General features: G+C 70.6%; 23 protein-coding genes and 3 tRNA genes. 23 read left to right on the top strand and 3 right to left on the bottom strand.

The features are described 5' to 3' along the window. Positions 1–183: 183 nt before the first annotated feature. From FKD65_RS12590 to FKD65_RS12510, 17 genes are all read left to right on the top strand, one after another. On the top strand, positions 184–822 hold the full coding sequence (locus FKD65_RS12590; RefSeq protein WP_240810112.1) for a hypothetical protein: 639 nt from the start codon (positions 184–186) through the stop codon (positions 820–822). Between the two features lie 172 nt (positions 823–994). Beyond that, positions 995–2,584 (top strand): phosphoglycerate dehydrogenase, encoded by a 1,590-nt coding sequence (gene serA / locus FKD65_RS12585; protein WP_141577677.1) that lies wholly within the window; start codon positions 995–997, stop codon positions 2,582–2,584. Positions 2,585–3,688: 1,104 nt separating this feature from the next. After that, the gene (locus FKD65_RS12580; protein WP_141577676.1) at positions 3,689–4,633 is read left to right on the top strand and encodes an NAD(P)-dependent oxidoreductase; all 945 of its coding nucleotides are present in this window, start codon (positions 3,689–3,691) and stop codon (positions 4,631–4,633) included. Between the two features lie 6 nt (positions 4,634–4,639). Further along, complete coding sequence (locus FKD65_RS12575; protein WP_141577675.1) at positions 4,640–5,581, top strand: RNA polymerase sigma-70 factor; 942 nt, start codon at positions 4,640–4,642, stop codon at positions 5,579–5,581. Between the two features lie 31 nt (positions 5,582–5,612). Next, positions 5,613–6,305: a (2Fe-2S)-binding protein gene (locus FKD65_RS12570; RefSeq protein ID WP_141577674.1), complete on the top strand. Its 693-nt coding sequence runs from the start codon at positions 5,613–5,615 to the stop codon at positions 6,303–6,305. 43 nt (positions 6,306–6,348) lie between these two features. After that, positions 6,349–7,398 (top strand): 3-isopropylmalate dehydrogenase, encoded by a 1,050-nt coding sequence (locus FKD65_RS12565; protein WP_141577673.1) that lies wholly within the window; start codon positions 6,349–6,351, stop codon positions 7,396–7,398. 176 nt (positions 7,399–7,574) lie between these two features. Continuing rightward, positions 7,575–8,678 carry a branched-chain amino acid aminotransferase gene (locus tag FKD65_RS12560; protein WP_141577672.1) on the top strand — a complete coding sequence of 368 codons (1,104 nt, stop codon included), beginning with the start codon at positions 7,575–7,577 and terminating at the stop codon, positions 8,676–8,678. A gap of 234 nt (positions 8,679–8,912) precedes the next feature. Continuing rightward, positions 8,913–10,490, top strand: coding sequence for a citramalate synthase (gene cimA / locus FKD65_RS12555; RefSeq protein WP_141577671.1), 1,578 nt, complete (start codon positions 8,913–8,915; stop codon positions 10,488–10,490). 36 nt (positions 10,491–10,526) lie between these two features. Beyond that, a complete protein-coding gene (locus FKD65_RS12550; protein ID WP_141577670.1) occupies positions 10,527–10,805 on the top strand; it encodes a GNAT family N-acetyltransferase in 279 nt (92 codons plus the stop codon). 349 nt (positions 10,806–11,154) lie between these two features. Beyond that, positions 11,155–11,523: a tol-pal system YbgF family protein gene (locus FKD65_RS12545; RefSeq protein WP_141577669.1), complete on the top strand. Its 369-nt coding sequence runs from the start codon at positions 11,155–11,157 to the stop codon at positions 11,521–11,523. Positions 11,524–11,606: 83 nt separating this feature from the next. Then, the gene (locus FKD65_RS12540; RefSeq protein ID WP_141577668.1) at positions 11,607–13,022 is read left to right on the top strand and encodes a cellulose binding domain-containing protein; all 1,416 of its coding nucleotides are present in this window, start codon (positions 11,607–11,609) and stop codon (positions 13,020–13,022) included. A 194-nt stretch (positions 13,023–13,216) separates the two neighbouring features. Beyond that, positions 13,217–13,984, top strand: coding sequence for a fumarylacetoacetate hydrolase family protein (locus tag FKD65_RS12535; RefSeq protein ID WP_141577667.1), 768 nt, complete (start codon positions 13,217–13,219; stop codon positions 13,982–13,984). 9 nt (positions 13,985–13,993) lie between these two features. Then, entirely contained in the window at positions 13,994–14,629 is a 636-nt protein-coding gene (locus FKD65_RS12530) for a DUF2461 domain-containing protein (protein ID WP_141577666.1), read from the top strand. Positions 14,630–14,730: 101 nt separating this feature from the next. After that, a tRNA-Gln gene (locus tag FKD65_RS12525) sits at positions 14,731–14,802 on the top strand. A gap of 24 nt (positions 14,803–14,826) precedes the next feature. Next, positions 14,827–14,899, top strand: a tRNA-Glu gene (locus FKD65_RS12520). 508 nt (positions 14,900–15,407) lie between these two features. Next, positions 15,408–15,483 (top strand) — tRNA-Glu (locus FKD65_RS12515). Positions 15,484–15,632: 149 nt separating this feature from the next. Next, complete coding sequence (locus FKD65_RS12510; protein ID WP_168221019.1) at positions 15,633–16,331, top strand: phosphatase PAP2 family protein; 699 nt, start codon at positions 15,633–15,635, stop codon at positions 16,329–16,331. On the opposite strand, the gene FKD65_RS12505 is transcribed toward FKD65_RS12510, so the two are convergent. After that, positions 16,234–16,971, bottom strand: coding sequence for a TioE family transcriptional regulator (locus FKD65_RS12505; RefSeq protein ID WP_141577664.1), 738 nt, complete (start codon positions 16,969–16,971; stop codon positions 16,234–16,236). The two genes, FKD65_RS12510 and FKD65_RS12505, sit on opposite strands and share 98 nt — an antisense overlap. A gap of 81 nt (positions 16,972–17,052) precedes the next feature. Between FKD65_RS12505 and FKD65_RS12500 the strand changes: the two genes are divergently transcribed. Continuing rightward, the gene (locus tag FKD65_RS12500; protein ID WP_141577663.1) at positions 17,053–18,192 is read left to right on the top strand and encodes an erythromycin esterase family protein; all 1,140 of its coding nucleotides are present in this window, start codon (positions 17,053–17,055) and stop codon (positions 18,190–18,192) included. Between the two features lie 228 nt (positions 18,193–18,420). After that, entirely contained in the window at positions 18,421–19,152 is a 732-nt protein-coding gene (locus FKD65_RS12495; RefSeq protein ID WP_141577662.1) for a FadR/GntR family transcriptional regulator, read from the top strand. Positions 19,153–19,185: 33 nt separating this feature from the next. Here the strand turns inward: FKD65_RS12495 and FKD65_RS12490 are convergent, their stop codons facing one another. Beyond that, positions 19,186–20,367 carry a Gfo/Idh/MocA family protein gene (locus FKD65_RS12490; protein ID WP_141577661.1) on the bottom strand — a complete coding sequence of 394 codons (1,182 nt, stop codon included), beginning with the start codon at positions 20,365–20,367 and terminating at the stop codon, positions 19,186–19,188. Between the two features lie 33 nt (positions 20,368–20,400). Further along, positions 20,401–21,228, bottom strand: a complete 828-nt coding sequence (locus tag FKD65_RS12485) for an SDR family NAD(P)-dependent oxidoreductase (RefSeq protein ID WP_141577660.1) — start codon at positions 21,226–21,228, stop codon at positions 20,401–20,403. 337 nt (positions 21,229–21,565) lie between these two features. Here FKD65_RS12485 and FKD65_RS12480 point away from each other — a divergent pair, with 337 nt between their 5' ends. The 4 genes from FKD65_RS12480 to FKD65_RS12465 all read left to right on the top strand — a co-directional run bounded on the left by FKD65_RS12480 (position 21,566) and on the right by FKD65_RS12465 (position 26,046). Continuing rightward, positions 21,566–23,053, top strand: coding sequence for a sugar ABC transporter ATP-binding protein (locus tag FKD65_RS12480; protein ID WP_240810111.1), 1,488 nt, complete (start codon positions 21,566–21,568; stop codon positions 23,051–23,053). 89 nt (positions 23,054–23,142) lie between these two features. After that, on the top strand, positions 23,143–24,003 hold the full coding sequence (locus tag FKD65_RS12475) for an ABC transporter permease (RefSeq protein ID WP_168221018.1): 861 nt from the start codon (positions 23,143–23,145) through the stop codon (positions 24,001–24,003). A gap of 5 nt (positions 24,004–24,008) precedes the next feature. After that, on the top strand, positions 24,009–24,977 hold the full coding sequence (locus tag FKD65_RS12470) for an ABC transporter permease (protein WP_205718644.1): 969 nt from the start codon (positions 24,009–24,011) through the stop codon (positions 24,975–24,977). 88 nt (positions 24,978–25,065) lie between these two features. Further along, positions 25,066–26,046, top strand: coding sequence for a substrate-binding domain-containing protein (locus FKD65_RS12465; RefSeq protein WP_168221017.1), 981 nt, complete (start codon positions 25,066–25,068; stop codon positions 26,044–26,046). Positions 26,047–26,066: the final 20 nt, after the last annotated feature.

The raw sequence follows: 26,066 nt of genomic DNA, 5'->3' as shown, positions 1-26,066 counted from the left end.
GTGACCTCGGTCGGAGCGGGCCTTGGGGCGTGTGCATGAGCGATGTGAGGCGGAACGGCGGCAAAGCGGGGACACCGGCGGGCGGTGCTCCGGAATTCCTCGCCGGACGGACAATGCGACGGGCAGGCGAATCCCCGATCCGCGCGGCGGGCCGGGGAGCGGGTCGCGGCGAGGAGCCGTGACATGCCGGCGCGGGAGGACAAGGACGTCCGGCGCTTCGAGACGTGCGGGCAGGCGTGGATCGGTGTCCTGCGGCACGTGTGGGCGGCCGGGGAGGCGGGGCTCGAGGACGGCGGGCCCATCATCGAGGGGCCGCCGCTGCTGTTCGAGATCTGCTCGCTGAGCTGGGAGGACCCGATCCTGCGCGAGTACGGCGACCGGGAGCGGCTCGTCCGGCGGGCGCGGGAGCGCACCCGCCGCGCCGTCCGGGGGCGGTTCTGGCCGCGGCTGCACGACCTGCAGGGCCACGACCAGATCCGCTGGGTGGTGGACCTGCTGCGCGCGAGGCCGTGGACGACCAGCGCCTGGATCTCGCTGACGGTCCCGGGCGAGCCGGCCGACGGGCTGCCGGCGCTGACCGCGCTGTCGTTCCGCATCCGCGGCTACCGGCTGATCATGACGGCGATGTTCCGGTCGCAGAACGTCCACCGCGCCTACCTGGCCTACATCCCGCTCCGCGAGGTGCAGGTCCGGGTCGCCGACGAGCTGGGGCTGCCGCCCGGGCCGCTGCGCGTGTTCGTGGACGTCCCGCACGTCCACGTGGCCGACGCCGAGCGGGTCGCGTCGGTGCTCGTCTCGGTGCCGGAGCCGAACGCCGCCTGACGAAACCGGCGCGGCGGGACGAACCGGAGTTACTGGTGGGTCTTTCCCTGCCGCGAGCCGGTCCCTCCCCCGGGTTATAGACTCGCCGTCGGGGGCGAGGGCACGACGAGGTGACTCGCGACTTCACCTGCACACAGCACACGAACATCCACTTCCGAAGGACTGTTTCCTCTTGAGCAAGCCCGTCGTCCTCGTCGCAGAAGAACTCTCCCCGGCCGGCATCGCCGTGCTGGAGGCCGACTACGACGTCCGCCACGTCGACGGCAGCGACAAAGCCCAGCTGCTGCCCGCCGTCGCGGACGTGGACGCCATGATCGTCCGCAGTGCCACCAAGGTCACCGCCGAGGTGTTCCAGCACGCCAAGAAGCTGCGGGTCGTCGCCCGGGCCGGCGTCGGCCTCGACAACGTCGACGTGGAGGCCGCCACCAAGGCCGGCGTCATGGTCGTCAACGCGCCGACGTCCAACATCGTCACCGCCGCCGAGCACGCGATCGCGCTGCTCCTCGCCACCGCCCGCAACGTGCCGCAGGGCCACGCCGCGCTGAAGCAGGGCGAGTGGAAGCGCTCGAAGTACACCGGCGTCGAGCTGCAGGGCAAGACCGTCGGCGTGCTCGGCCTCGGCCGCATCGGCGTCCTCGTCGCCCAGCGCCTCGCCGCCTTCGACATGAACGTGATCGCGTTCGACCCCTACGTCCAGGCCGCCCGCGCCGCGCAGCTCGGCGTGAAGCTCGTCACCCTCGACGAGCTGCTCGCCGAGAGCGACTTCATCACCGTCCACCTGCCGAAGACGCCCGAGACACTCGGCCTCATCGGCGACCGCGAGCTGCAGCGGGTCAAGCCGTCGGTCCGCATCGTCAACGCCGCCCGCGGCGGCATCGTCGACGAGGCGGCCCTCGACCTCGCGCTCAAGGACGGCCGGGTCGCCGGCGCCGGCATCGACGTGTTCAGCACCGAGCCCTGCACCGAGAGCCCGCTGTTCCACCACGACAGCGTCGTCGTCACCCCGCACCTCGGCGCCAGCACCCACGAGGCGCAGGAGAAGGCGGGCACCCAGGTCGCCCGCTCGGTGAAGCTCGCGCTGTCCGGCGAGTTCGTCCCGGACGCCGTGAACGTCCAGGGCGGCGCCGTCGCCGAGGACGTCAAGCCCGGCCTGCCGCTCGCCGAGAAGCTCGGCCGCATCTTCACCGCCCTCGCCGGCGGCGTCCCCGTCCGGCTCGACGTGGTGGTCCGCGGCGAGATCGCCGAGCACGACGTCAAGGTGCTGGAGCTGGCCGCGCTCAAGGGCGTGTTCGTCGACGTCATCGAGGAGGCCGTGACCTTCGTCAACGCGCCGCTGCTGGCCCGCGACCGCGGTGTCGAGGTCACCCTCACCACCAGCGAGGACAGCCCCGACTGGCGCAACGTCGTGCAGGTGCGCGGCACGATGTCCGACGGCTCCGTCGTGTCGGTCTCGGGCACGCTCACCGGCCCCAAGCACGCCGAGCGCATCATCGAGATCAACGGCTACAACATGGAGCTCGTCCCGACCGAGCACATGGCGTTCTTCTCCTACGTCGACCGCCCCGGCATCGTCGGCGCCGTCGGCAAGCTCCTCGGCGACGAGCAGGTCAACATCGCGGGCATGCAGGTCGGCCGCGACGCCAAGGGCGGCAAGGCGCTGATCGCGCTCACCGTCGACTCGGCCATCGCCCCCCAGCTCGTCGACGCCATCACCCGCGAGGTGGGCGCCGACATGGGCCGCCGCGTCGACCTGGAGGGTTAGGGCGGGGGGCCGGGGGCGTCCCCCGGGATCGACGTGAGGCGTGTCCGGGAGCTGAGGTCGCCCCCAGCACCCCGCGAACGCCGAGCTTGAGGCGGGTGTCCGGCCACGTGCCGGACACCCGCCCGTCTCATATACCGAGATTTTGGGCCACGGGTCGGGACAACCCGCCGGACCGGGGGTAACCTCGCAGTAGTCATGCGGCGTTACGTGGTAATCCTTCGCTGCCGCAGCGGGGCCTGATCATCGGCAGGCCGGCACCCGCTGCGGAGGCTCTGCCTGGCCATGAGACCGATACCACGCCGGACCGTGCGAACCACGGCCTCTCCGGCGGCCCCTCTGGCCACCAGCTCAGCGATCGGAGCAACCCATCATGAACGAAACGCAGAACAGCGCCCCCGCCGAAGACGCCCAGGAAGAAGCCGCCCGCGCCTTGCAGACGGCCCTGGACAGGCGTGCTGATTAATTTTTCTCCTCCTTCGGGCCTGAAGGCCCTCCATCGTCGAAAAATTGGGGCGATCGCTGGCATCGCTCCGTCTCGCCTGGCGGCTCGCTGCGCGATCAGATTCTCGCTTCGCTCGAATCTGCCTTCGGACGCGATCGCAACCGTTTGAGGTTGCTGCGTGGTTGCGGCGCGGGCTGAGGTCTGTGCCTATGGCAGTGCCCTCCTCCTTCGGGCCCGGAGGGCCCTCCATCGTCGGGCACTGCGGGCGATCGCTGGCATCGCTTCGTCTCGCCTGGCGGCTCGCTGCGCGATCAGATTCTCGCTTCGCTTGAACCTGCCTTCGGACGCGATCGCAACCGTTTGAGGTTGCTGCGTGGTTGCGGCGGGGGCTGAGGTCGGTGTGTTGGTGGCTTGCCGCCGCTGGGCCCCAGGGGAGTGGGCAGCGGCGAGCGTGGCCGTGTGCCCGCTTGTTGGGGCTCTGCCCGGTTTCGGTGTAGGGCGTTGGCCGGGCGGAACGTGGATAGTGCGTGATGTCGGCCCTTTTGGGTGCTCCTTGGGTCAGTTGATCCAATGTGTTCTGGGTCACTGCTGTTCATGGGGTGTGGGGGCGTTTCGTCTTCTGTTCTGGAGCGACTTGATGAGCGCTGTGGACGGGAGACGTTATGAAGATCTTTATCGCCGGGGCGTCGGGGGCGATCGGGGGGCATCTCGTGCCCCAGCTGGTGGCGCGCGGCCATGAGGTGGTCGGTACGACCCGCTCGGCCGCCAAGACCGACGCCCTTCGAGCGCTGGGCGCCGAACCGGTGGTCGTCGACGCGCTCGACCCCGAATCGGTGGCCGACGCGGTGGCCAGGGCCGAGCCCGATGTGATCGTCCATCAGCTGACCGCGCTGAGCGGTCCGATGAACTTCCGGCATGTCAAGCGGATGGTGGCCGCCACCGACCGGCTGCGCACCGAAGGCACCGACAACCTGCTGGCGGCCGCGCGGGCCGCCGGCGTCGGCAGGTTCGTGGCGCAGAGCAACGCCGGGTGGATGGAGCGCACCGGCGGACCGGTCGCCGACGAGAAAGGCCGGATCGAGCCGAACCCTCCCGCGGACGTCGCGAGGTCGGTGGCCGCGCTGCGTCACCTGGAGGAGGCGGTGACCGGCATCACCTGGGGCGACGGGATCGCGCTCCGCTACGGTGGCTTCTACGGCCCCGGGACCGGCATCAGCGCCGCGCCGGACGCCGTGATGACCGAGCAGATCGGCAAGCGGAGGTTCCCGATCGTCGGCGGCGGCGGAGGGGTGTGGTCGCTGGTGCACATCACCGATGCCGCGTCCGCCACGGTCGCGGCCATCGAACGCGGCAAGCCCGGGATCTACCATGTCGCCGACGACGATCCGGCGCCGGTGCGCGACTGGCTGCCGGAACTGGCCCGCGCGCTCGGCGCCGCGCCGCCGCGCCGCGTTCCCGCCTGGCCCGTGCGCCTGCTGGCCGGCAAGGGGCCGGTGGAGCTGATGACGCGGGCCCGCGGGGTCTCCAGCGAGAAGATCAAGCGCGAACTGGGCTGGACGCCGCGGTACCCCACGTGGCGTACGGGTTTCGCCGACGGGCTGAGGTAGGGCGGCTTGTCCACCACCGACCTGTACGACGAGCTGCGACCGCGGGCGTTCGCCATCGCGTACCGGATGCTCGGCAGCGTCGGCGAAGCCGAGGACGTGGTGCAGGAGGCGTTCCTGCGGCTGCACCAGACCATGCAGGGCGACGAGCGGATCCTGTCGCCGCGGGCGTACATCGCCACAGTGGTCACCCGGCTGGCCATCGACCAGTTGCGCTCCGCGCGGGCACGCCGGGAGCAGTACGTCGGCGAATGGCTGCCGGAGCCGCTGGCCGGCGATCCGTCCCCGGCCGAGCAGGCGGAGACCGCCGACTCTCTGTCGCTGGCCTTCCTGGTGCTGCTGGAGAGCCTGACACCGCAGCAGAGGGCCGCGTTCCTGCTGCGGGAGGTGTTCCAGTACCCCTATGGCGAGGTCGCCGAGATCATTGGCACCGACGTGGACAGCACGCGCCACCTCGTGGCGCGGGCTCGCCGCCACGTCCAGGAACAGCGGCCGCGCTACCACGCCTCTCGGCGGCAGCAACGACGGCTGGCCCAGCGGTTCTTCGCCGCCGTCGAGCAGGGAGACCTCCGCGCCCTGGAGGAGCTTCTGGCGCAGGACGTGGCGCTGCACGGCGACGGGGGCGGCAAGGTGCCCGCGCTGGGACGGCCGCTCAACGGGCGGCGGCGCGTGGCGCACGTCCTGGCGGCGGTGGCGCCCGTGCTGGCCCGTGCCGGCGGCCTGCGCTTCCAGGTCACCGGGGTCAACGGCGGGCCGGGCGCCCTGGCGTTCGACCGCCGGGACCGGCTGGTCGGGGTGATGGGGCTGGAGATCGCCGACGGCCGGGTCCAGACGATCCACTCCATCGTCAACCCCGACAAGCTTCAGCACTTCGACCGCGTCGGCGACATCGGCGCCCTGGTGCGCGGGGCCCGCCGGACCGCCGGCGACGGCCGACCCGCCGGTCGGTGAGGAGGCGGGACGGCGATGCGAGACTGGGGGAGTGGCGGACGAGGCCGGAGGCGGTGAGGTGCGGGGCGCCCTGCGGCGCGTCGCGGAGCTCGGGCCGTTCTTCGAGCTCGTCACCGAGGGCGTGCCGGACGGTCCCGCTTGGAGCTCGTTCCCCGGTGGCGCGGGGCGGTTGCGGGAGGCCGTCCGGGACTATGCCGGACGGCTCGGGACGGGTGAGGCGCGGGTGGCCGCCTCGCTGCTCTTCCAGGGGCTTGCGGCGCGGGTCTGGTCGCCGGTCGTGGCGGCGGCGGCCCTCGGGGTCGTTCCTGATCTGTCGGGGTCGCGGTGGCGGTGGGCGCCCGGCGAGCCGATCACGGTCGGGCTCGCCGAGGTCCAGGGGTGGCGTGTGGAGGACGCGGGCGAGGCCGTCGAGATCCTCCACCCCATGGTCGTGGACGGGGTGCTCCGGCCGTTGCGGGACGCGATGCTCGGCTTCGTCAAGCTCGCGGACGGCCTGGTCTGGGGCAACGCGGCGTCCGCCCTGGCCGGGAGCCTGAACGTCGGGCCGCCCGATCCCGGACGGGCCGAGATCGTGCGAGGGCTGCTCGCGCGTGAGCCGCTCGCCGGGATGGGGTCCTTCGGCCCGCGCGGGTACGTCCGGAACAACTGCTGCCTGTACTACCGCGTCCCCGGGGGCGGCTTGTGCGGGGATTGTGGGCTCGCGCGAGGATTGCCCGAGATGTGAGACGAGAGCCCAAGCACTGAGACGTTTGCAGTAGAGTGCGCGCATGGCTTCGCGCAGCATTCGTCTGGCCGTCATCCCGGGTGACGGGATCGGCCCCGAGGTGGTCGCCGAGGGGCTGAAGGTCCTCGACGCGGTGTCCGGCGACCTCACTTTCGAGCAGACCTCCTACGACCTGGGCGCCGCCCGCTGGCACCGCACGGGGGAGGCGCTGCCCGACTCGGTCCTGGCCGAGCTGCGCGAGCAGGAGGTCATCCTGCTCGGCGCCGTCGGCGACCCGAGCGTGCCCAGCGGGACGCTGGAGCGCGGGCTGCTGCTGCGGACCCGGTTCGAGCTCGACCACTACGTCAACCTGCGCCCGGTGAAGCTGTTCCCGGGCGTCGCCACGCCGCTGGCCGGCGCCACCCCGGACGACATCGACATGGTCGTCGTGCGGGAGGGCACCGAGGGGCCGTACGCGGGCGTCGGGGGAGTCCTGCGCAAGGGCACCCCGCACGAGGTCGCCACGCAGGAGAGCGTCAACACGGCCTACGGCGTCGAGCGGGTCGTCCGCTACGCGTTCGAGGTCGCGGCGTCGCGGCCGCGGAAGAAGCTCACGCTCGTCCACAAGGACAACGTGCTCACCTTCGCCGGAGACCTCTACCAGCGGACCCTGAAGCGGGTCGCCGAGGAGTACCCGCAGGTCAGCACCGACTACTGCCATGTCGACGCCGCCACGATGTTCTTCGTGAGCCAGCCGCGGCGGTTCGACGTCGTCGTCACCGACAACCTGTTCGGCGACATCATCACCGACATCGGCGCCGCGATCGCGGGCGGCATCGGGCTCGCGGCGTCCGGGAACGTCAACCCCGACCGCACCGCGCCGTCGATGTTCGAGCCGGTGCACGGCAGCGCCCCCGACATCGCCGGTCAGGGCAAGGCCGACCCGACCGCCACGATCCTGTCGGTCGCCATGCTGCTCGACCACGTCGGCGAGGGCGACGCCGCCCGCCGCGTCGAGCAGGCCGTCTCGGACGACCTGGCCGAGCGCGCCGCGCTGGGCGCCCGGTCCACGTCCCAGATCGGCGACGCGATCGCCAAGCGAGTATCCGGCTAGGGGCACGCCGCCTCCGGCCGGACCGGGCGTGCCCTCGCGGCGCGCCCGGTTTTTCGCATGTCCAGCCCGGGTGGCGCCGCATGGAGGAGCAGGTCTAGACGAAGTAGGACAATGGGGACTAGGAAGCCGATGCGGCGATGGGGCCGCCTGGGCGATCCGCGAGAGGACGAACCGCGATGAGCGAGACCCTGGAATTCGAGATCACCCGCACCGAGCGGCCCGCGAGCGCCGACGAACGGGCGCGGATCCTGGCCGATCCCGGCTTCGGCCGGTACTTCACCGACCACATGGTCACGATCCGCTACTCGGCCGAGCGCGGCTGGCACGAGGCGAAGCTCGAACCCTACGGGCCCATCCCGATGGATCCGGCCTCGCAGGTCTTCCACTACGCCCAGGAGCTCTTCGAGGGTCTCAAGGCCTACAAGCAGCCGGACGGCTCAGTCGTCACCTTCCGGCCGCACATGAACGCGGCGCGGATGAACCGGTCCGCCAGGCGGATGGCGATGCCGGAGATCCCCGAGCAGCTGTTCGTGGACGCGGTCGAGCTGCTCGTCGGCACCGACAAGGAGTGGGTGCCGGGCACCGAGGGCCACAGCCTCTACCTGCGCCCCTTCATGTTCGCCACCACCCGCGCGCTCGGCGTCAACAGCCCGGCGAACGAGTTCCTCTTCATGGTCATCGCGTCCCCGTCCGGCCTCTACTACCCGCGCGGCATCAAGCCGGTCTCGGTGTGGCTCTCGCAGGACTACACCCGCGCGGCGCCCGGCGGCACCGGGGAGGCCAAGTTCGGCGGCAACTACGCCGCGTCCTTCGCCGGTCAGGCCGAGGCCGTCGCGCAGGGCTGCGACCAGGTCGTCTGGCTCGACGCGGTGGAGCACCGCTGGGTCGAGGAGGTCGGCTCGATGAACCTCATGTTCGTCTACGGCTCCGGCGCTCGGGCGAGGCTGCTCACCCCCGCGCTCACCGGGACCCTGCTCGCCGGCGTCACCCGCGACTCGATGCTCAAGCTGGCGCCCGACCTCGGCATCCCCACCGAGGAGGGCAAGATCAGCATCGACGAGTGGGAGGAGGGCTGCCGGTCCGGCGAGATCACCGAGGTGTTCGGCTGCGGCACCGCCGCGATCATCAGCCCGGTCGGCCGGGTCAAGGGCCGCGACCGGGAGTGGACGATCGGCGACGGCGAGCCCGGAGAGGTCTCGATGCGGCTGCGCCAGGAGCTGGTCGGCATCCAGTACGGCACCCGCCCCGACCCGTACGGCTGGGTCCACAGGATCGTCTGATCGGTGCGGCGGCGGTGCGCGCCCTTCGCGGCGTGCGCCGCCGTCTTGGAATGTGAGACGGATGTCCCAGATCCGTGGGCGGTGTGGCAGACTGGGCGCATCATGCGCAACAGCCTCGTGATTATCGGCTGGCGCGCCGGCAGCTAACGGGACACCGCCGGCGCGCAGACCTCTCACGTCCGTGAGGGGTCTTTTTTGTGCCCTGGCGCTGTGATCCCCCTGGGGGTTACTCACATGCAAGGCGACGCGTTCCACGTCTACGACACCACCCTGCGCGACGGCTCGCAGCAGGAGGGGCTCAACCTCTCCGTGCCCGACAAGCTCGCGATCGCGCGACATCTGGACGACCTGGGCATCGGCTTCATCGAGGGCGGCTGGCCGGGCGCCAACCCCAAGGACACCGAGTTCTTCAGGCGGGCCCGAACAGAGCTCGACCTGAGGCACGCGCGGCTCACCGCGTTCGGCGCGACCCGCCGGGCCGGGGTGAAGGCGGCCGACGACCCCCAGGTCGCCGCTCTGCGCGAATCCGGCGCGTCCGTCGTGACCCTGGTCGCCAAGAGTCACGACAGGCACGTCGAACTGGCCCTCCGCACGACCCTGGAGGAGAACCTCGCGATGATCCGCGACACGGTCTCCCACCTGCGTGCGGAGGGCCAGCGGGTCTTCCTGGACGCCGAGCACTTCTTCGACGGCTACAAGGCCAACCGCGCCTACGCGCTGGAGGCCGTCCGCACCGCCGCCGAGGCCGGCGCCGACGTCGTCGCGCTCTGCGACACCAACGGCGGCATGCTGCCGGACGAGCTGGCCGAGGTCGTGCACGAGGTCGTCGGCCACGGCGTCCGCGTCGGCATCCACTGCCACGACGACTCCGGCTGCGCGGTCGCCAACACGCTCGCCGCCGTCAAGGCGGGCGCGACGCACGTCCAGGGCTGCGCGAACGGCTACGGCGAGCGCAGCGGCAACGCCAACCTGTTCACCGTGGTCGGGAACCTGCAGCTCAAGCGCGGCATGAGCCTCGTCTCCGGCGACCAGCTCGCCGAGATGACGCGGATCGCGCACGCCGTCTCCGAGGTCACCAACGTCGCGCCGAGCTCGCAGCAGCCGTACGTGGGCGTGTCCGCGTTCGCGCACAAGGCCGGGCTGCACGCGTCCGCCGTCAAGATCGACCCCGACCTGTACCAGCACATCGACCCGGCCGCCGTCGGCAACGACATGCGGATGCTGGTGTCCAGCATGGCCGGGCGCGCCTCCGTCGAGCTGAAGGGCCGCGAGCTCGGCTACGACCTGTCGGGGGAGAAGGCCAAGGCCGTCGTGGACACGGTGAAGGAGCTGGAGTCCACCGGCTACACCTTCGAGGCCGCGGACGCCTCGTTCGAGCTGCTGCTGCGCGAGGAGCTGACCGGCGTCCGGCAGCGGCACTTCGAGGTCGAGTCGTGGCGGTCGATCGTCGAGCGCCGCCCGGACGGGTCCATGATCAGCGAGGCCACCGTCAAGCTGCACGCCAAGGGCGAGCGGATCATCGCGACCGGCGAGGGGAACGGGCCGGTCAACGCCCTCGACAACGCGCTGCGGATCGCACTGGGCCGCCTCTACCCGGAGCTGGCGCGGCTGGAGCTGGTCGACTACAAGGTCCGCATCCTGGAGGGCGCGCACGGCACCGACGCGCGGACCCGGGTCCTGGTCGAGTCCAGCGACGGCGAGCGCGAGTGGGGCACCGTCGGTGTCGAGGACAACGTCATCGCCGCGTCCTGGCAGGCGCTCGAGGAGGCCGTCACCTACTGCCTGCTCCGCGCCGGCTACGAGGCGGGCTGACGGGAATCTCCGCGCGGCCGCGGGCATTATCGGAGCATGAGCACTGAGATCACCGACAACGCCGAGCAGAGCCGCTACGAGATCAGGCTGGACGGCGACCTCGCCGGGTTCGCCGAGTACGAGCGGGGCGAGGGCGCCGTCGTCTTCACCCATACCGAGGTCGACCCCGCGTTCGGGGGCAAGGGCGTGGGGAGCTCGCTGGCCCAGGGCGCCTTGGACGACGTCCGCTCCAAGGGCCTGTCGGTCGTCCCGGTGTGCCCGTTCATCAAGAAGTGGATCGGCAAGCACCCGGACTACCAGGACCTGGTGCGGTAGCGGTGTCGTCGCGGTGCTCGCGGAGATAAGCCGGGGCCTCGCTCGTTCGAAAGAACGAGTACCTTTGCATGAGCATCGGGGCATTTGCGCAGAAAGTCCGCCAAATCGACGAAACCGGTGGCGGATTTCAGTTGAAGGATCCACCATAGGAGTGGCACGGCACGTGCGCGGTACTGGCGTGCCGTGTTTGAACTGACGCCGTGTCCCTGTGAAGCTGTGTCCCTGTGACGCCGAGCGCCTGGAAGACGCTGTGTTTCTATGAACGCCGTGTCCCCTTGAACGGTGTTCCTGAGAAGACGCCGTCTTCCCCGACCCGCCGTCCTGTGACCCGACCTGCCGGAGTGATCGTATGCCTGTCCGACCCTGGAGCCCCGAGGACCTTGGGCGTCCTACGGACGGGACCTGGGCGGACGTGGCCTTCGGCCTGGGGGAGACCTACGAGCGCGAGGGCCACCTGGAGCTGGCCGCCGAGTGGTACCGGCGGGCCGCCGAGTCCGGCAGCGCCGACGCCGCGCTGCGCCTCGGCGCCGTCCTCGGGCGGATGGCCGACGCCGGCGCCGACCACGCGGCCGACGAGCTCCTGGCGGAGGCGGCCCGGTGGCTCAGCGGCGCGCAGGACGCCACCACTCCCGACGCGATCGAGCTGATCACCGCTACGCTCGACCGGCAGATGCGGCAGGCCGCGCGCCGCGGACTCGAACCGGTCCACACCGGCTGACTCCTTCAGGGGCCGGTGGCGAACCGATTCGTCGCGCCGGTCGTCGGACTCCATAGGATCGGCGTCAGTGGAAGGTGGACGAGTTGAGCGGTGAGGACTCCGGGTACGTGCCCCCTGACCACAAGACGACCGCTGAGTTCAGGAAGCCCGCGGAGCCCGCGGCGCCCGCGATGCCGGTGCTGCCGGGGCCCGCGGCCGAGCCGCCCGTCGCCGACGACCTGGTGGACGACCTCTTCGACGGGGACGTCACGACCTATGACGTCCCGCAGGCGGACGGTGTGGCGTTCCACGACCTTCCGTCCGACGACCCCGAGGACGACCTCGAGACGACGTACCAGGACGGTCCGACGGACGAACCGGAAGACGACTTCGACGTGACGCTGCGGGACGGCCCGGTCGCCCCCGCCCAGAAGCAGCCGCCCGCGGACACCGTGGACGAGTTGGACGTGACCGTCTTCCAGCCACCGGCCACCTTCGCCGACATTCCCATGGAGGAGCCCGCCGCCCCCGCTCCGGCGCCGCCGCCTGCGGCCTTCCAGCACGGCGCGAATCCCGCGCCGCCGTACGCTCCGCCGCCCACTCCTTACCAGGAGCGCGTTCCGGAGCCGAGGCCCATGCCGGAGCAGGCCCCGCCCGCCCCGGCACCGCCCGCTCCGGCACCGCCCGTGCAGGCGGCCGCCCCCATGCCCGCCGAGGCGCCGTGGACGGAGCGCTTCTCTTCTGAGGCGCAGACGGCGAACCCCGCGGCGAACGGCCCGGCGCCGGCCTACGCGATGCCCGTGGCGCCGCCTCCCGCCCAGAACGCGATGCCCGCCCCGCACCACCAGGCGGCGCCCGTCCCATCGGGGCCGCCGCCGTCCCGCTCGCGGCGGCCGATGCTCCTCATCCTGCCGATCGCCTTGGTGGTGGCCCTCGTTCTGGCCGGCGCCGTCGCGCTGATGCTCGGCGGCGGCTCCGAGCCGGGGGGCAAGTCCGCTCAGGCGTCCCCGACGGCGAGCACTCCGGCGCCCGGTAACGGCGCGGGACCCGCGTCCCCCGGCGCGCCCACGCCCGGCGGCACGCCCGCGACGCCCCCGCAGTCCGGGGTCCCGACGCAGCAGCCCGGGGGGCAGCAGCCCGGGGCGCCGCAGCCGGGCGGGCAGCCCGGCGTACCGCCCCCGGCGACCACCGCTCCGATCGGGCCTCTGGTGCAGGGCAAGGGCATCACGTACCAGCTCGTCCAGCAGGACCAGGGGTACTTCGAGGGCAAGATGGTCATCACGAACCGCACCAAGAAGCCCATGAAGGCATGGAAGCTGACGTTCAAGGCCCCGGGTGCGGACGTGAAGAACATCTGGGGCGCGCGGCTCGTGCACGGCGGCTCCACCGTCGAGGTCAGGAACCTGGACGGCGCCCGCGCCATCCAGCCCGGCGAGACATGGGACATCCAGTTCGGCGCGGCCGGACGGGCGGCCACCCCGAGGTCCTGCCAACTGAACGGCAGGGCCTGCGGCTTCTGATCGGCGATCGGCCCGGCCGGCGGCCTGTCCGGCGGGCGCACTGACCTGACCGGCAGTCCGGCCCCCCGGCCGGCCCGCCGGTCCGAGGCCGTGCTGGTCTGGTGGGCGTACGGACCTGCCCGGCGTGCCGGCCCGAACGCGGTACCGGGCCTGCCCGGCGTGCTGGCCGTTGCCGGCGTACTAGGCTCTTGACCATGCGTATCGCAAGGTTCTCCACCGACGAGGGCATGTCCTTCGGCGTGGTGGAGGAGAACACCGTCGCCGTCATCGCGGCCCACCCGTTCGGTGAGCTGACCTTCACGGGGCAGCGCCTCCCGCTCACCGACGTCCGGCTGCTCGCGCCGATCCTGCCCAGCAAGATCATCGCGATCGGGAAGAACTACGCCGACCACGTCCGCGAGATGGGCGGGGACGAGCCGCCCGCCGAGCCGGTGCTGTTCTCCAAGCCGTCCACGGCGGTGATCGGCCCGGGGGAGGCGATCGCCTACCCGCAGAAGCTCTCCGAGCGCGTCGACCACGAGGGCGAGCTCGCCGTCGTCATCGGCCGGATGTGCCGCGAAGTGCCGGCGTCCCGCGCCGCCGAGGTCATCCTCGGCTACACCTGCGCCAACGACGTCACCGCCCGCGACCTCCAGGCGAAGGACGGGCAGTGGACGCGGGCCAAGGGCTTCGACACGTTCTGCCCGATCGGACCGTGGATCGAGACCGAGGTCGACCCCGCCGACCTCGCGATCTCCACGACCGTCAACGGGGAGGTCCGGCAGGACGCCCGCACGTCCCTGCTGCTGCACGACATCCCCGCGCTGGTCGAGTACGTCAGCCAGGTCATGACGCTGCTGCCCGGCGACGTCATCCTGACCGGCACACCGGCCGGCGTCGGCCCGCTGGAGATCGGGGACGAGGTCACCGTCACCATCGAGAACATCGGCAGCCTCACCAACCGCGTCGTCGCCCGCGACTGAGGAGCGCAGGTGTTCACCGGCTTCGGCGACGAGGCCTTCGCCTTCTACGAAGGCTTGCAGGCCGACAACAGCAAGACGTACTGGACGTCGCACAAGGGCGCCTACGAGCGCCACGTCCGCGCCCCCTTGGCCGAGCTGTGCGCCGAACTCGAAGACGAGTTCGGCGCGGTCAAGCTCTTCCGCCCGTACCGCGACGTCCGGTTCAGCAAGGACAAGTCGCCGTACAAGACGCATCAGGGCGGCCACACCAGCGAGGGCTCCTACATCCAGGTCGACGCCGACGGGCTCATGGTCGCGGGCGGCATGTACGCGCCCACCCCCGAGCAGCTCCGCCGCTACCGCGAAGCCGTGGCCTCCGAGACGTACGGCACGGAGCTGGAGGCCATCGTGGACGACCTCCGCGCCGCCGGGATGGAGATCGCAGGCGACCGCCTCAAGACCCGCCCGCGGGGGACGGACCCCGAGCACCCCCGGCTGGACCTCCTGCGCCACCGCTCCCTCTACGCCCGCGAGGGCTGGCCCGCCGACCCGTGGATGTCCGAACCCGGCGAGGTCCTCGCCCGGGTCCGCGCGTCCTGGCGCCGCCTCCGCCCCCTCGTCGCGTGGGGCCGCGAGCACATCGGGCCGCCCGACTTCACACGCTGAGCCCCGACCGGCCCAATCGTTTTGGTCGTACCCCCGCTGTCCTGTATTCTCTTCGAGGCGCGAGCGACCAGCCGGAAACGGCTCGGAAGCCCGTACCTCACTGGGGTATGGTGTAATCGGCAGCACGAGTGATTCTGGTTCACTTAGTCTAGGTTCGAGTCCTGGTACCCCAGCTGCGTCCGCCCAGGCGGACACACGCCCCCGTCGTCTAGTGGCCTAGGACGCCGCCCTCTCAAGGCGGTAACGGCGGTTCGAATCCGCTCGGGGGTACGTGGCGGGCTTCCCTGCTCGTTGGGCCTTCGGCCCAACTTCGCCGGGGCCCGCAGTGTCTCCCAGGGGGCGACCCCCTGGAACCCCCGTGGCGGGCATCCCTGCTCGATGTCCTTCGGGAATCTTCGCCAAGGCCCGCAGTGTCTTCTAGGGGGGCGACCCCCTGGAACCCCCGGTGTTCGGGCTTCGCCCTCACTGTGGCTGGGGCGTACGTGTAGAGGGTTTCATCTGCGAAGTCCAAGAGGGTTTCTTCGGTCCTCCGCAGTTTCTTTGAGTGTGACGGTTATTTCGGGTCTTTCGTGGTTGATGCGGTCGCGCATCTTCGATCATCTGGGAAAGCAGCGTCGGCCTGGTGCGTCTCCGCTCGCTCCACCTTCACCGTCCGCCTTCGTGCCGGGTTCGGCGTGGGGTGGGCGGAGGATTCGGGGGGAAAGCGGGTCGAGGTGGGGTGCGGGGTCCGGTAAGCTGGGCGAGGCCCGCGCGGGAGATCGCGAAGGGTCAGAGTCCGGCCCCCGTCGTCTAGTGGCCTAGGACGCCGCCCTCTCAAGGCGGTAACGGCGGTTCGAATCCGCTCGGGGGTACCAACGCTTCTCCAGGCGTACTTCTGCGTGTCATTCTTCCTCTTCGTACGCCTGCTTTCCTCTGTGCATGCTCGGTTCCATGCCGGGGCCTGGCGTGTGATCGTGACGTCTCGATGAGGTGGTTGCGGTGCGTGCCGGGGAATGCTCCGGCCGTGAGGTGGGGGTCCAGGAGCTGGTACGCGCTGCTGGTGGCGGTCATGGCGGCCGTCACCCTGGACGTCCTGCTCGACGGTCCGCTCCGCCACCTCGACTGGATCGTCCACGAGTGGAGCGACGCCCACATCAGGGGCCGGCGGCTGACGGCGGTGGACGCCTTCGCGGCGCTCGGCCAGCGCGGCTACCTGGCGAGGGTCATCGTCCCGCTCGCGGTCATCGCCGCGATACGGGGCCGCTCCCTGCGGTATCCGCTGGTGAGCGTGCTGATCGTGGGTGTCCTGTCGGGGCTGCAACTGCTGCTGAAGGCGGCGATTCCCCGGACGTTCCCCATCAGCGGGACCGATGTGCTGTTCACCCGCGGCGACGCCTACCCGTCCGGCCACACCCTGAACGGGTTCGTGCTCATCTGGATCATCCTCGAACTGGTGGTCGTCGCCTTCCCCCGGTCCGCCGCGGCGCTGTCGCCGCGGCGCCGACGCGACATCGCGGTGGCGACGGGGGTGATCACGGCGGTGGCGCTCACGGTGGTCGACAAGCACTGGCTCACCGACTGCCTGTTCAGCCTCGCGCTCGGAGCCGTGCTGCTGCAGATCCTGATCATTCTGGATCCCTTCGCCCCCTGGCGCGGTCGAGCACGTCCAGGTAATGGCTCAGCAGAGCCGACGCGTCCAGCATCGCGAGACCCCGCGCGGTGAGCCTGCGGCGCCAGTCCTCCAGGGCCTCGGCCAGCGGTTCGGTGCCGCCCGCCGTCCGGACCTGCCGGACCACGGCCGCGATGTGGTCCAGCGGGTAGCCGCCGCGCCTGAGGAGGTGGGCGAGCTCGGCGTCGCGGACGTCGCCCGCCTGGAAGACGCGGTAGCCGGTGGCGGGGTCGCGGGCCGGCGCGAGGATGCCGGCGCCTTCCCAGTTGCGCAGCGTGGCGGGGGTGACGCCGAGCCGGTGCGCGAGTTCGCCGATGGTCCGGGGAGCGGGAGCCGCCGGGCGGTCCGGGGCGGGGACGGGCTCGGCCAGCAGGTGGCTCACCGCGTTCCTCACGGCGGCCAGGGTCTCGCGGTCGCGGAGCACCTGGTGGTGGCCCCGGTCGATGACCAGCAGGGCGTCGTCGAGGTCGCCGGCGTTGACCGCGTTCATGATCCGGCCGCCGGCCGCGTGCCCGAACGCGGGGACGAGGGCGAGGAAGGCGCGCAGCGCGGCGGCGTGCGCCTCGGTGTAGATCCGGTAGCCGCTGGGCGTGCGCTCCGCGGGCGGGATGAACCCGTCCCGCTCGTAGTTGCGCACCGCCTGCGTCGAGATGCCGTGCTCGCGGGCGAGGTCGGACGGCCGAAGAGTGATCACTGGTTTGAGGGTTTTCCTGGTTTTTGCTTGGTCATGAGCAGGAAAGTTTCACTCGGTTTTTCAACGATACGATTTCACCACATGACTCAGGACATTCGCGACTTCGCGCCCCCGTCATGCGACCTGCTGGCCCTCGGCGAGCCGACGCACCGGGAACCGGCCTTCGGGCGGCTCCGCAACGACCTGCTCCCGCGGCTGGCCGGCCACGGCTTCCGGTCGGTCGCCATGGAGACCGACCGGGTGGCCGCCCTCGCCGTCGACGACTTCGTCCGGGAGGGAAAGGGGACCCTCGACGCCGTGATGAGCGAAGGCTTCTCGCACGGCTTCGGAGACCTGGACGCCAACCGGGCGCTGGTCGCCTGGATGCGGGAGCACAACGCGGGCCGTCCCCCGCACGAGCGCTTGGCCTTCCACGGCATCGACGCGCCGATGGAGACCCTCAGCGCCCCGAGTCCGCGCGGCTACCTCGAACGTGCCCGCGACTACATGGGGCTCGACCTCGACATCGCGGCCCTCACCGGCGACGACCAGAGATGGAGCCGCCCGGAGGCGGTCATGGACCCGGCCATGTCGATCGGCGCCACGGCGGAAGCCGGGAAGCTGCGGACGATCGCCGACGACATGCTCACCGCCCTGTACGAGCGGGCCCCGCAACTGATCGCGGCGACGTCGCGCACCGAGTGGACCCGGGCCAGGATCCACCTCACCGCCGGGCTCGGCCTGCTGCGGTACCACAAGCGGGCGGCGCAGCGCATCGCGCAGGACGCCCGCATCTCCCGCCTGGGCGCCGCCCGGGACGCGCTCATGGCCCAGAACCTCCTGGACATCCGCGACGAGGAGGCCCGGCGCGGCCCGACCCTCGTCTTCGCGCACAACACCCACCTGCAGCGGAACCCGAGCCGCATGCGCATGGCGGACATGGACCTCACCTGGTTCGGCACCGGCGCCATCCTCGCGTCGCTGCTGGACGAGCGGTACGTCTTCGTCGCGGGCAGCCTGGGACGCAGCGAAACCATCGAGCTCGGGGAGCCCGGGCCGGCCACCTTCGAGGGCCTCCTGCAGGGCCGCGTCAGCACCTGGGACCTGACCCCGGCCGCCGCGGTCCCGTCCGCCCGGGTGCGCACCGACACCACGCCCGCGCAGGGCTACTTCCCGCTCGACCAGGCGATCCTCGACACGGCCGACGCGGTCCTGCACATCAGCGACGGCGCCGCCGTCTGAGCCCGCCACCCGCGTTACATCCCGACGGGCCCATCCCACCGTGCCGTCATGTCGGCGGCGGGACGGGCTCGGGGGACCGCGGGGCCGCATCCGGGAGCGATGTGCAGGCTTACCGCCCGATCCCGGGGCGGCGGGCGGAGCTTCGGCTGGTACCGCTCAGCACGATCGACGCCCGCCCTCGGCGCTATGATTGGTAGACCGGTTTACCAGTGTCCTCTAGGGGTCTCAATGATCGCGCCACTACCGCAGCCGGACAACGTCCGGCGCGAAGCGCCTGGGGTCGAGCTCACGCGCAGGCTGTTGTCCTACCTCCTGTCCGGAGAGTTGGCTCCGGGGCAGCGGATACCATCGGAGCGGCAGCTCGCCGAGGCCCTGTCGGCAGGGCGCTCGACCGTACGTGAGGCGATCAAGTCACTGAGCCTCCTGGGTCTGCTGGAGCAGCGGGTGGGTGACGGCACCTATCTGAGCCGATCGAGCTCCGACCTCCTCCCGCAGGTCATCGAGTGGGGGCTGCTCCTCGGGGAGAAGCGGCTGGAGGATCTGCTGGAAGCGCGCTACGTCCTCGAAGTGCAACTGGCCGGCTGGGCTGCCGAGCGGCGGACGGACGAGCAGCTTCGGCGCCTGGTGGAGTCGGCCCACGAGATGGAGGTCGCGGGTGACGACTTCGACGCATATGTGCAGGCCGACATCGCTTTCCATCTCCAGCTCGCGGAGGCGAGCGGTAACAGCGTGCTTGCGAGTGTGCTGACCAACGTGCAGTCGCTCCTGCAGGCGTGGGCTTCGCGTGTCATCCGAACGGCGGGGGAGACCGAGACTTCCCTGGCCATGCATCAGCCGATTCTCAAGGCGGTGGAGGAACGCGACGCCGAGGCGGCCAGGGCGGCGATGCTGGCGCACATGGATCGGGCGACCCGGCGGCTGCGGGCCAGCATGCTGGACGGCCGCGAGGGTGTCGCGTGAGCAGAGCCGCGGCGATGACGGGGAAGCGGGTGGTCAGCCCCGGCGTGCCAGCGGCCGCACGGCGCCAGCGTTGTGGGAAGCGAGGGCGGCTTCGGCCAGAAGCAGGGTGCTGAGCCCGTCCTCCACGGACGGCAGTAGCGAAAGGTGCTCAGCCGGGTCCTCGCCGAGCCCCGCCGCGATGACCGCGCTGAGGAAGTCCCGGTACAGCGTCGCGAAAGCCATCACGTAGCCCTCGGGATGACCGGCCCGCAAGCGGGTGGCGGCACGCGCGGCCGCACCGGGTTCGCCTGTGCCCCGCGAGAGGCGCGTCGCCGACGCTCCCGGCCGCCGGAGCCACAGGTACTCGGGATCCTCCTGCCGCCAGTGCAGGGAACCGTCGTCGCCGAAGACGCGTAGCTCCAGCCCGTGCTCGTTCCCGGCGGCGACGAAGCTGGACCAGAGACGTCCGACGGCGCCTTCTTCGAAGCCCACGGTCAGATAGGCGTTGTCGTACACCTCTCGGCGCTCGGCGACGGTGCTCAGGTGGGCGTAGACCTCGGTCACCCGCCGCCCGGTGACGAACTCGGCGAGGTTGTGGGCATGGCTGCCGACCTCACCCAGCACGGCCCCCTTGCCGGCGATGGCCTGGCGGAACCGCCAGTGCCGGTCTTCGGGGGCGTCGGGCTCTCGGAGTACACCGGGATCGCCCGCGGCCAACTGGCCCTCGACCAACCGCACCCGTCCGATCAGGCCGGTGCGGACGAGAGTACGGGCCTCCCGGACCATGGGGTAGCCGGTATAGCAGTGGGTCAGCCCGAACAGGGCGGTGGAGGCCGCCACCGCGTCGGCCAGTCTCCGTGCGTCCGCGGCCGTTGCGCAAAGCGGCTTCTCGCAGAGCACGTGGATCCCGGCGGACAGGAACGCCTCGGCGATCTCGGCGTGGAGGTGCGGTGGCGTCATGACGACCACCACGTCCACGCCGTCGGGCCGGTTCCGCTCGCGGTCGAGCATGTCCCGCCAGTCGAGATACGTCCGGTCCTGCGGGACGAGCAGGCGCGCGGCCGAGGCCGAGGCCGTCTCCGGGTCGACGCTCATGGCTCCGGCGGTCACGTCGGCCAGGCCGTCGGCGCGCAACGCGAGGAGGTGGGTCTGTCCGATGACCGAGTCGAGGCCGCCGCCGACGAGCCCGAGGCGTACCCGGCGGCCGAATCGTTGGAGGAGGGAGGGTGGGAACATGGTGATCCTCTTCGAAAGACGGGGGAGCACGGGCTACCAGAGTGTCTGGCCGCCCTCGATGACGAGGTTGTGGCCGGTCATGTAGTCGGAGGCGGCGCTCGCCAGGAAGACGACGGCACCCTGCAGGTCCGTCACCTCGCCGAGCCGGCCGGCCGGGATGCCCGACAGCCATTCGTCGACGAGCGGGGCGAGCGCCTCGGACTGCTCGATCAGGGCGGTGCGGATGATGCCCGGCGAGATCGCGTTCACGCGGACGCCGCGGTCCGCCCACTCGGCGGCCAACGTGCGGGTGAGCGTCACGACGGCTCCCTTGGAGGCGTTGTAGGACACCTGTTTCTGCGGGTGCGGGACGATCAGTGAAGCCATCGACGCGGTATTGATGATCTTCCCGTACCCCTGCCCGAACATGACGCGTGCCTCGTCGCGGCAGGCGAGGAAGACCCCGCGGGTGTTGAGCGCGAAGACCTTGTCCCACTCCCCGGCCGGTGTGTCCTCGGCGGCGGAGTTGAGGTTGATGCCCGCGTTGTTCACCGCGATGTCCAGGCCGCCGAACGCGGCGACGGTCTCGGCCACGAAGCGTTCGATGTCCGCCTCGTCCGAGGCGTCCGCCTGAAGGGCGACGGCTTCGATCTTCTTTGCCGCCAGCTCGGCGGCGACCGTCGCCGCGCGGTCCGCGTCCAGGTCGACCACGGCGACCCGGGCACCGGCCTCACCCAGCGCGTGCGCGAAGGCGCGGCCGATCCCGGTCCCTCCTCCGGTGACCAGCGCGGACCTGTCATCGAGCCGGAACCGGTCGAGAATCCGTTTGCCATCGACGCCGCTGACCACCTCGTCGGGTGCTGCGCCGGCCGGAGTGTTCATGGTTTCTCCCATCGGGGGTGTTGGAGCATCCGCCTGATCCCGGAGGCCCGGGCACGACACCGCTCCGGATGCCCGGGCCGCGGGGCGGTCCGCCCGAATCTAAGCTCCGGCCATCAGATTGGTCAACCAATTCTCGATGGATTGGTTGACCGGTGGACCAAGCGTCCCGTACGTTACCGCTACCAGAACCCGACGTTACGTTGGTGATGCGGGAGGGCCGATCGTCAGAACAACGGTCGGACCCTTCGAGAGTGCCTGGAGTGGCGAACTCATGAACGAAGCCCAGCCCCCGGTCCCCGCGATAGAGCTACGGGGGGTCTCGAAGCACTTCGGTGGGGTGACCGCCGTCGAAGGTGTTGATCTGACCGTGCTCCGCGGGGAGGTGCACTCCCTGGTCGGCGAGAACGGAGCCGGCAAGAGCACGCTGATGAAGATCATCGACGGTGTGCAGCGGCCCGACGCGGGTTCGTTGCACGTCGACGGCGAGGAGGTCTCCTTCGCCTCCGTGCACGACGCCGAACGAGCCGGGATAGCGATGATCCCCCAGGAGCTCGAGCTGTTCGACGAGCTGACGGTCGCGGAGAACCTGTACGTCGGCCGCCCCCGGCCCCGTACGCGGCTGGGGCTCATCGACCGTTCGGTGATGCGTGCGCGGGCCCGTGAGCTGTTCGAGCGCCTGAACGCCGACATCGACCCCGAGGCACTGGTGAGCGGACTGCGCCCGGCCGTGCGGCAGATGGTTGCCATCGCGCGGGCGCTGCTGCGGGACGCGCAGATCCTGATCATGGACGAGCCGACGGCGAGCCTGACCGATCAGGATGCCGTGCGCCTCTTCGAGACGATCTCCGATCTGAGCGGCGGAGGCGTCACCGTCATCTACATCTCGCATCGGCTGGAGGAGATCTTCGAGATCTCGGACATGATCAGCGTGCTGCGGGACGGGCACCTGATGAAGACCGCTCCGGCGAGCACCTTCAGCCGGCGGGAGTTGATCCACCTCATGGTCGGACGGCCGCTGGAGCAGTTGTACACCCGGCATCGCCGGCCCGCCGGTGATCCTGTCCTGGAGGTGGAGAGCCTCACCCGGCCAGGTGAGTTCGCGGACATCGACCTGACCGTGCACGCCGGCGAGATAGTGGGCCTGGCGGGCCTCATCGGCGCCGGCCGCAGCGAGGTGGCACGGGCGCTGTTCGGCGCCGACCCGGTGTCGGCGGGCACGATCAGACTTCGGGGCCGGGCGGTCCGCCCCCGATCGCCGCGGCACGCTCAGGAACTCGGCATCGCGTACGTGCCGGAGGAGCGCAGGGCGGACGGGCTGGTCCTGCCGTTCTCCATCTCCCGGAACATCAGCTTCGGAAGCCTGGAGAAGTTCTCCCGGTTCGGCCTGGTCGACCGCGGTGCCGAGGACCGGCTCGCCACCCGTTTCCGCGAGCACCTTGCGATCAGGACGCCCTCGGTCGGCACCGCTGTCGGGCTCCTGTCCGGCGGAAACCAGCAGAAGGTCGCCGTCGCCAAGGCGCTTGCGCGCGAACCGGCACTGCTGATCCTGGACGAGCCCACGCGCGGTGTGGACGTCGGTGCGAAGGCCGAGATCTACCGGCTCATCGACGATCTGGCCGCGGAAGGGAAGGCCATCCTGCTGATCTCCTCCGAACTCGACGAGGTGCTCAGCATGGCCGACCGCATCCTCGTTCTCCGCGAAGGCCGGATCACGGCCGAGTTCGACCATCGGGAGGCCACGGCCGAACTCGTCGGCGCGGCCGCGACCGGCGTGCCGATCGGAGCGTCCGCGCCCCGCGACGAACAGCGGGGGGCACGGATATGACCGGAGTCGTCGCGCTGCCCCGTCGGTCCGGCATCGGCCGCGCCGCGCAGCGTCCGGACGTCGCCTCGCTGGCGTTCCTGGTGCTCTTCGTGATCGTGCTGGCGGTGGCGCTGCCGAGCTTTCGCAGCCCGGGCAACCTTCAGGGGATCATCAGCCAGGTCGCCGTGACGGGGGTGGTCGCGCTCGCCGTCAACCAGGTGATCCTCGCCGGAGAGATCGATATCAGCACGGGCTCTCTGCTCGGCCTCACCGCGGCCGTCGCCGGCGCCGTCGCCGAGCGCTCCGGGGGAGTGCTGCTTCCGCTGGCCGCCGCGATCGGGGTCGGGCTGGTCGTCGGCGCCGTCAACGGGTTGCTGAGCACGGCGGCGCGCCTGCCGTCGATCATCGTGACCCTCGGGATGATGAACATCATCCGAGGCCAGTTCCTGGACCGCGCCGGCGGACTCGTCTTCAACCCTCCGGCCGGGTCGCAGTTCCTCGGCAGCGGGGCCATGCCGATCATCGTTCTGTTCCTTGCGGCGCTGGCGTTCGGCCTCGTCAACATCCACTCGACCTGGGGTCGGAACGTCTTCGCGGTCGGCGGGAACTCCCGGGCGGCGCTGCTCGCCGGACTGTCTCCCCGCCGGACCAGGTTCTGGTCGTTCGTGGTCGCCGGCGGTTGCGTCGGCCTGGCGTCGATGATCTACCTGGGCCAGGTCGGACAGGTGCAGGCGACCGCCGGCACGGGGTTCGAGCTCCAGGTCATCGCCGCCGTCGTCGTCGGTGGCACGAGCGTCGCCGGCGGCCGCGGATCGACCGCCGCGCCACTGGTCGGCGCGATCCTGATCGGCGTCATCCTCAACGCGCTGACCCTGACAGGCGTGGCGGGCACCTGGCAGGACTTCGTGCTCGGCGCCCTCATCCTTATGGCGATTTCGGCCGACGCACTGCGTCGCAGGATTCTGAGGTGATCACAGTGTCGACGATCGTCGGCTCGGCATTGGTCCGCAAGCTTCCCAAGCTCCGGCGCGAAACGGTCCTGCTGATCGTGCTGCTGGCGGAGATCACGCTGTTCTCGCTGTCCTCGCCCTACTTTCTCAATCTCCAGAACATGCTTGACACGTCCCGCTTCTTCGCCGAGTCGGGCTTGATCGCAATGGGCATGACGCTGGTCATCGTCACCGGCGGGATCGATCTTTCGGTCGGCTCGCTGCTGGCCCTGGTCTCGGTGACGGTCGGCTTCTCCTACGCGGCGGGCATGCCCCCGGCGCTCGCGCTCGCCGCCGGCGTCGCCGTCGGGGCGGCGGGCGGCCTGCTCAACGGCATCCTGGTCGCAGGCCTCGGCCTGAGCCCGCTGACCGTCACCCTCGGCACGTTCTCCCTGTTCCGTGGGCTGGCGTACATCGTCTCCGACGCGGACGCGGTGTCACGGTTCCCCGATTGGTTCGCCTATCTGGGCCAGTACTACATCGGCGGTGTGGTTCCCGGACAACTCGTCGTCTTCGTGATCGTGGCGATCGCGATCTGGCTCGTCCTGGAGCGCAGCCGCTTCGGACGGTACGTGTTCGGACTGGGCATCAACCCGAGGACGGCGCGGATGTCGGGGGTCCCCGTGCTGAAGACCCGCTGCGCCGTCTACGTGATCCTGGGCGTTCTCGTGGCGATCGCGGCGATCATCTACACCTCCCGGGTCTCCACCGCGCGCGGGAACGCCGGCCTCGGCCTCGAACTCCAGGCGATCGCCGCCGTCGTGCTCGGTGGCGCGGATGTCAAGGGCGGGAGCGGCAGTATCGCGGGAATCGTGCTCAGCATCCTGATCCTCGCGTTCCTGGCGCAGGGGATGACGTTGTCCGGCATGTCCAGTTCATTCGCGTTGTTCGTCCAAGGCGCCGTGCTGATCGCCGCCGTGCTCGTCAACGAAGTCACTCAGGCCAAGCGTTCCTAACCGCAGTCGGCGCATACTCCCCACCCCAGATCGGAGCCATCTGATGCGCAGATCCCCCACGCTACTAGTCGTCGGAATCCTGGCAGGCTTGGCGACCTTCGCCGCTGGTTGCGGTGGCACGGTCGGCAACTCCGGCGTCGCCACGGAAAAGGGCGGCCAGGTTCGGATCGCGATGATCCCCAAGTTCACCAGCGACCCCTACTTCAAAGCCGCGGAGCAGGGCGGCCGGGCCGCCGCCGCCGAACTCGGCGTCTCGTTCAGCTTCAACGGACCGGTCGATGCCGACGTCTCCAAACAGTCCGACCTGGTCGACCAGTACGTCCAGCAGCGATACAGCGCCATCACGGTGTCGGCGAACGACGCGAACGCCATCGCGCCGGCGCTGAAGCGCGCCCAGGCCGCCGGTGTCAAGGTCTCGACCTTCGACGCCGACGCGGCCCCGGACTCACGCCAGACGTTCCTGAACCAGGCGACCTTCGCCGGCATGGGACAGACCCTGGTCGACATGATGGCCAGGCAGACGGACGGTCGCGGAAACTTCCTGATCGTCACCGCCGTTCTGACCGCACCGAACCAGAACCGCTGGATCGCGGAGATGCGCAAGTACATCGCGGCGAAGTATCCCGAGATGAAGATCAAGGCGGTACTTCCCGGTAACGAGGACCTGGCGAAGTCCCGCCAGGTGACACTCGACTATCTGCGCGCCCACAAGGAGATCAACGGCGTGTGGGCGGTGACCGGGATCGCCACGCCCGGCGTCGCGCAGGCCGTCAAGGAACTCGGCCTCAAGGGCAAAGTCGCGATCACCGGCCTCGGCGTGCCGAGCCTCGTCCGTCCCTTCATCAAGGACGGGACGATCAAAGAAGTGTGCCTGTGGAACCCGACCGATATCGGATACGCGGCGGTCCACATGGCCAAGGCGCAGGTCGACGGGACCCTCAAGCCCGGTGTCGGCAACCACCTCGACGCCGGACGGCTCGGCAGGCTCGAGTTCATCGCGCCGGACACGATCCTGCTGGGCAAGCCCCTGATCTTCGACGCGAAGAACATCGACTCCTTCCACTTCTGACCCTCCTCAGAGCCGACCGG

It is taken from the genome of Actinomadura sp. WMMA1423, assembly GCF_006547145.1.
GTDB lineage: Bacteria > Actinomycetota > Actinomycetes > Streptosporangiales > Streptosporangiaceae > Spirillospora.
This window is presented reverse-complemented; position numbering and strand designations above follow the sequence as displayed.

Bases quoted from the DNA above. Each gene is read 5' to 3' on its own strand.
- FKD65_RS12590 (WP_240810112.1), top strand. From the start codon at position 184: ATGCCGGCGCGGGAGGACAAGGACGTCCGGCGCTTCGAGACGTGCGGG.
- FKD65_RS12580 (WP_141577676.1), top strand. From the start codon at position 3,689: ATGAAGATCTTTATCGCCGGGGCGTCGGGGGCGATCGGGGGGCATCTC.
- FKD65_RS12565 (WP_141577673.1), top strand. From the start codon at position 6,349: ATGGCTTCGCGCAGCATTCGTCTGGCCGTCATCCCGGGTGACGGGATC.
- FKD65_RS12560 (WP_141577672.1), top strand. From the start codon at position 7,575: ATGAGCGAGACCCTGGAATTCGAGATCACCCGCACCGAGCGGCCCGCG.
- cimA (WP_141577671.1), top strand. From the start codon at position 8,913: ATGCAAGGCGACGCGTTCCACGTCTACGACACCACCCTGCGCGACGGC.
- FKD65_RS12550 (WP_141577670.1), top strand. From the start codon at position 10,527: ATGAGCACTGAGATCACCGACAACGCCGAGCAGAGCCGCTACGAGATC.
- FKD65_RS12545 (WP_141577669.1), top strand. From the start codon at position 11,155: ATGCCTGTCCGACCCTGGAGCCCCGAGGACCTTGGGCGTCCTACGGAC.
- FKD65_RS12535 (WP_141577667.1), top strand. From the start codon at position 13,217: ATGCGTATCGCAAGGTTCTCCACCGACGAGGGCATGTCCTTCGGCGTG.
- FKD65_RS12500 (WP_141577663.1), top strand. From the start codon at position 17,053: ATGACTCAGGACATTCGCGACTTCGCGCCCCCGTCATGCGACCTGCTG.
- FKD65_RS12495 (WP_141577662.1), top strand. From the start codon at position 18,421: ATGATCGCGCCACTACCGCAGCCGGACAACGTCCGGCGCGAAGCGCCT.
- FKD65_RS12490 (WP_141577661.1), bottom strand. From the start codon at position 20,367: ATGTTCCCACCCTCCCTCCTCCAACGATTCGGCCGCCGGGTACGCCTC.
- FKD65_RS12485 (WP_141577660.1), bottom strand. From the start codon at position 21,228: ATGAACACTCCGGCCGGCGCAGCACCCGACGAGGTGGTCAGCGGCGTC.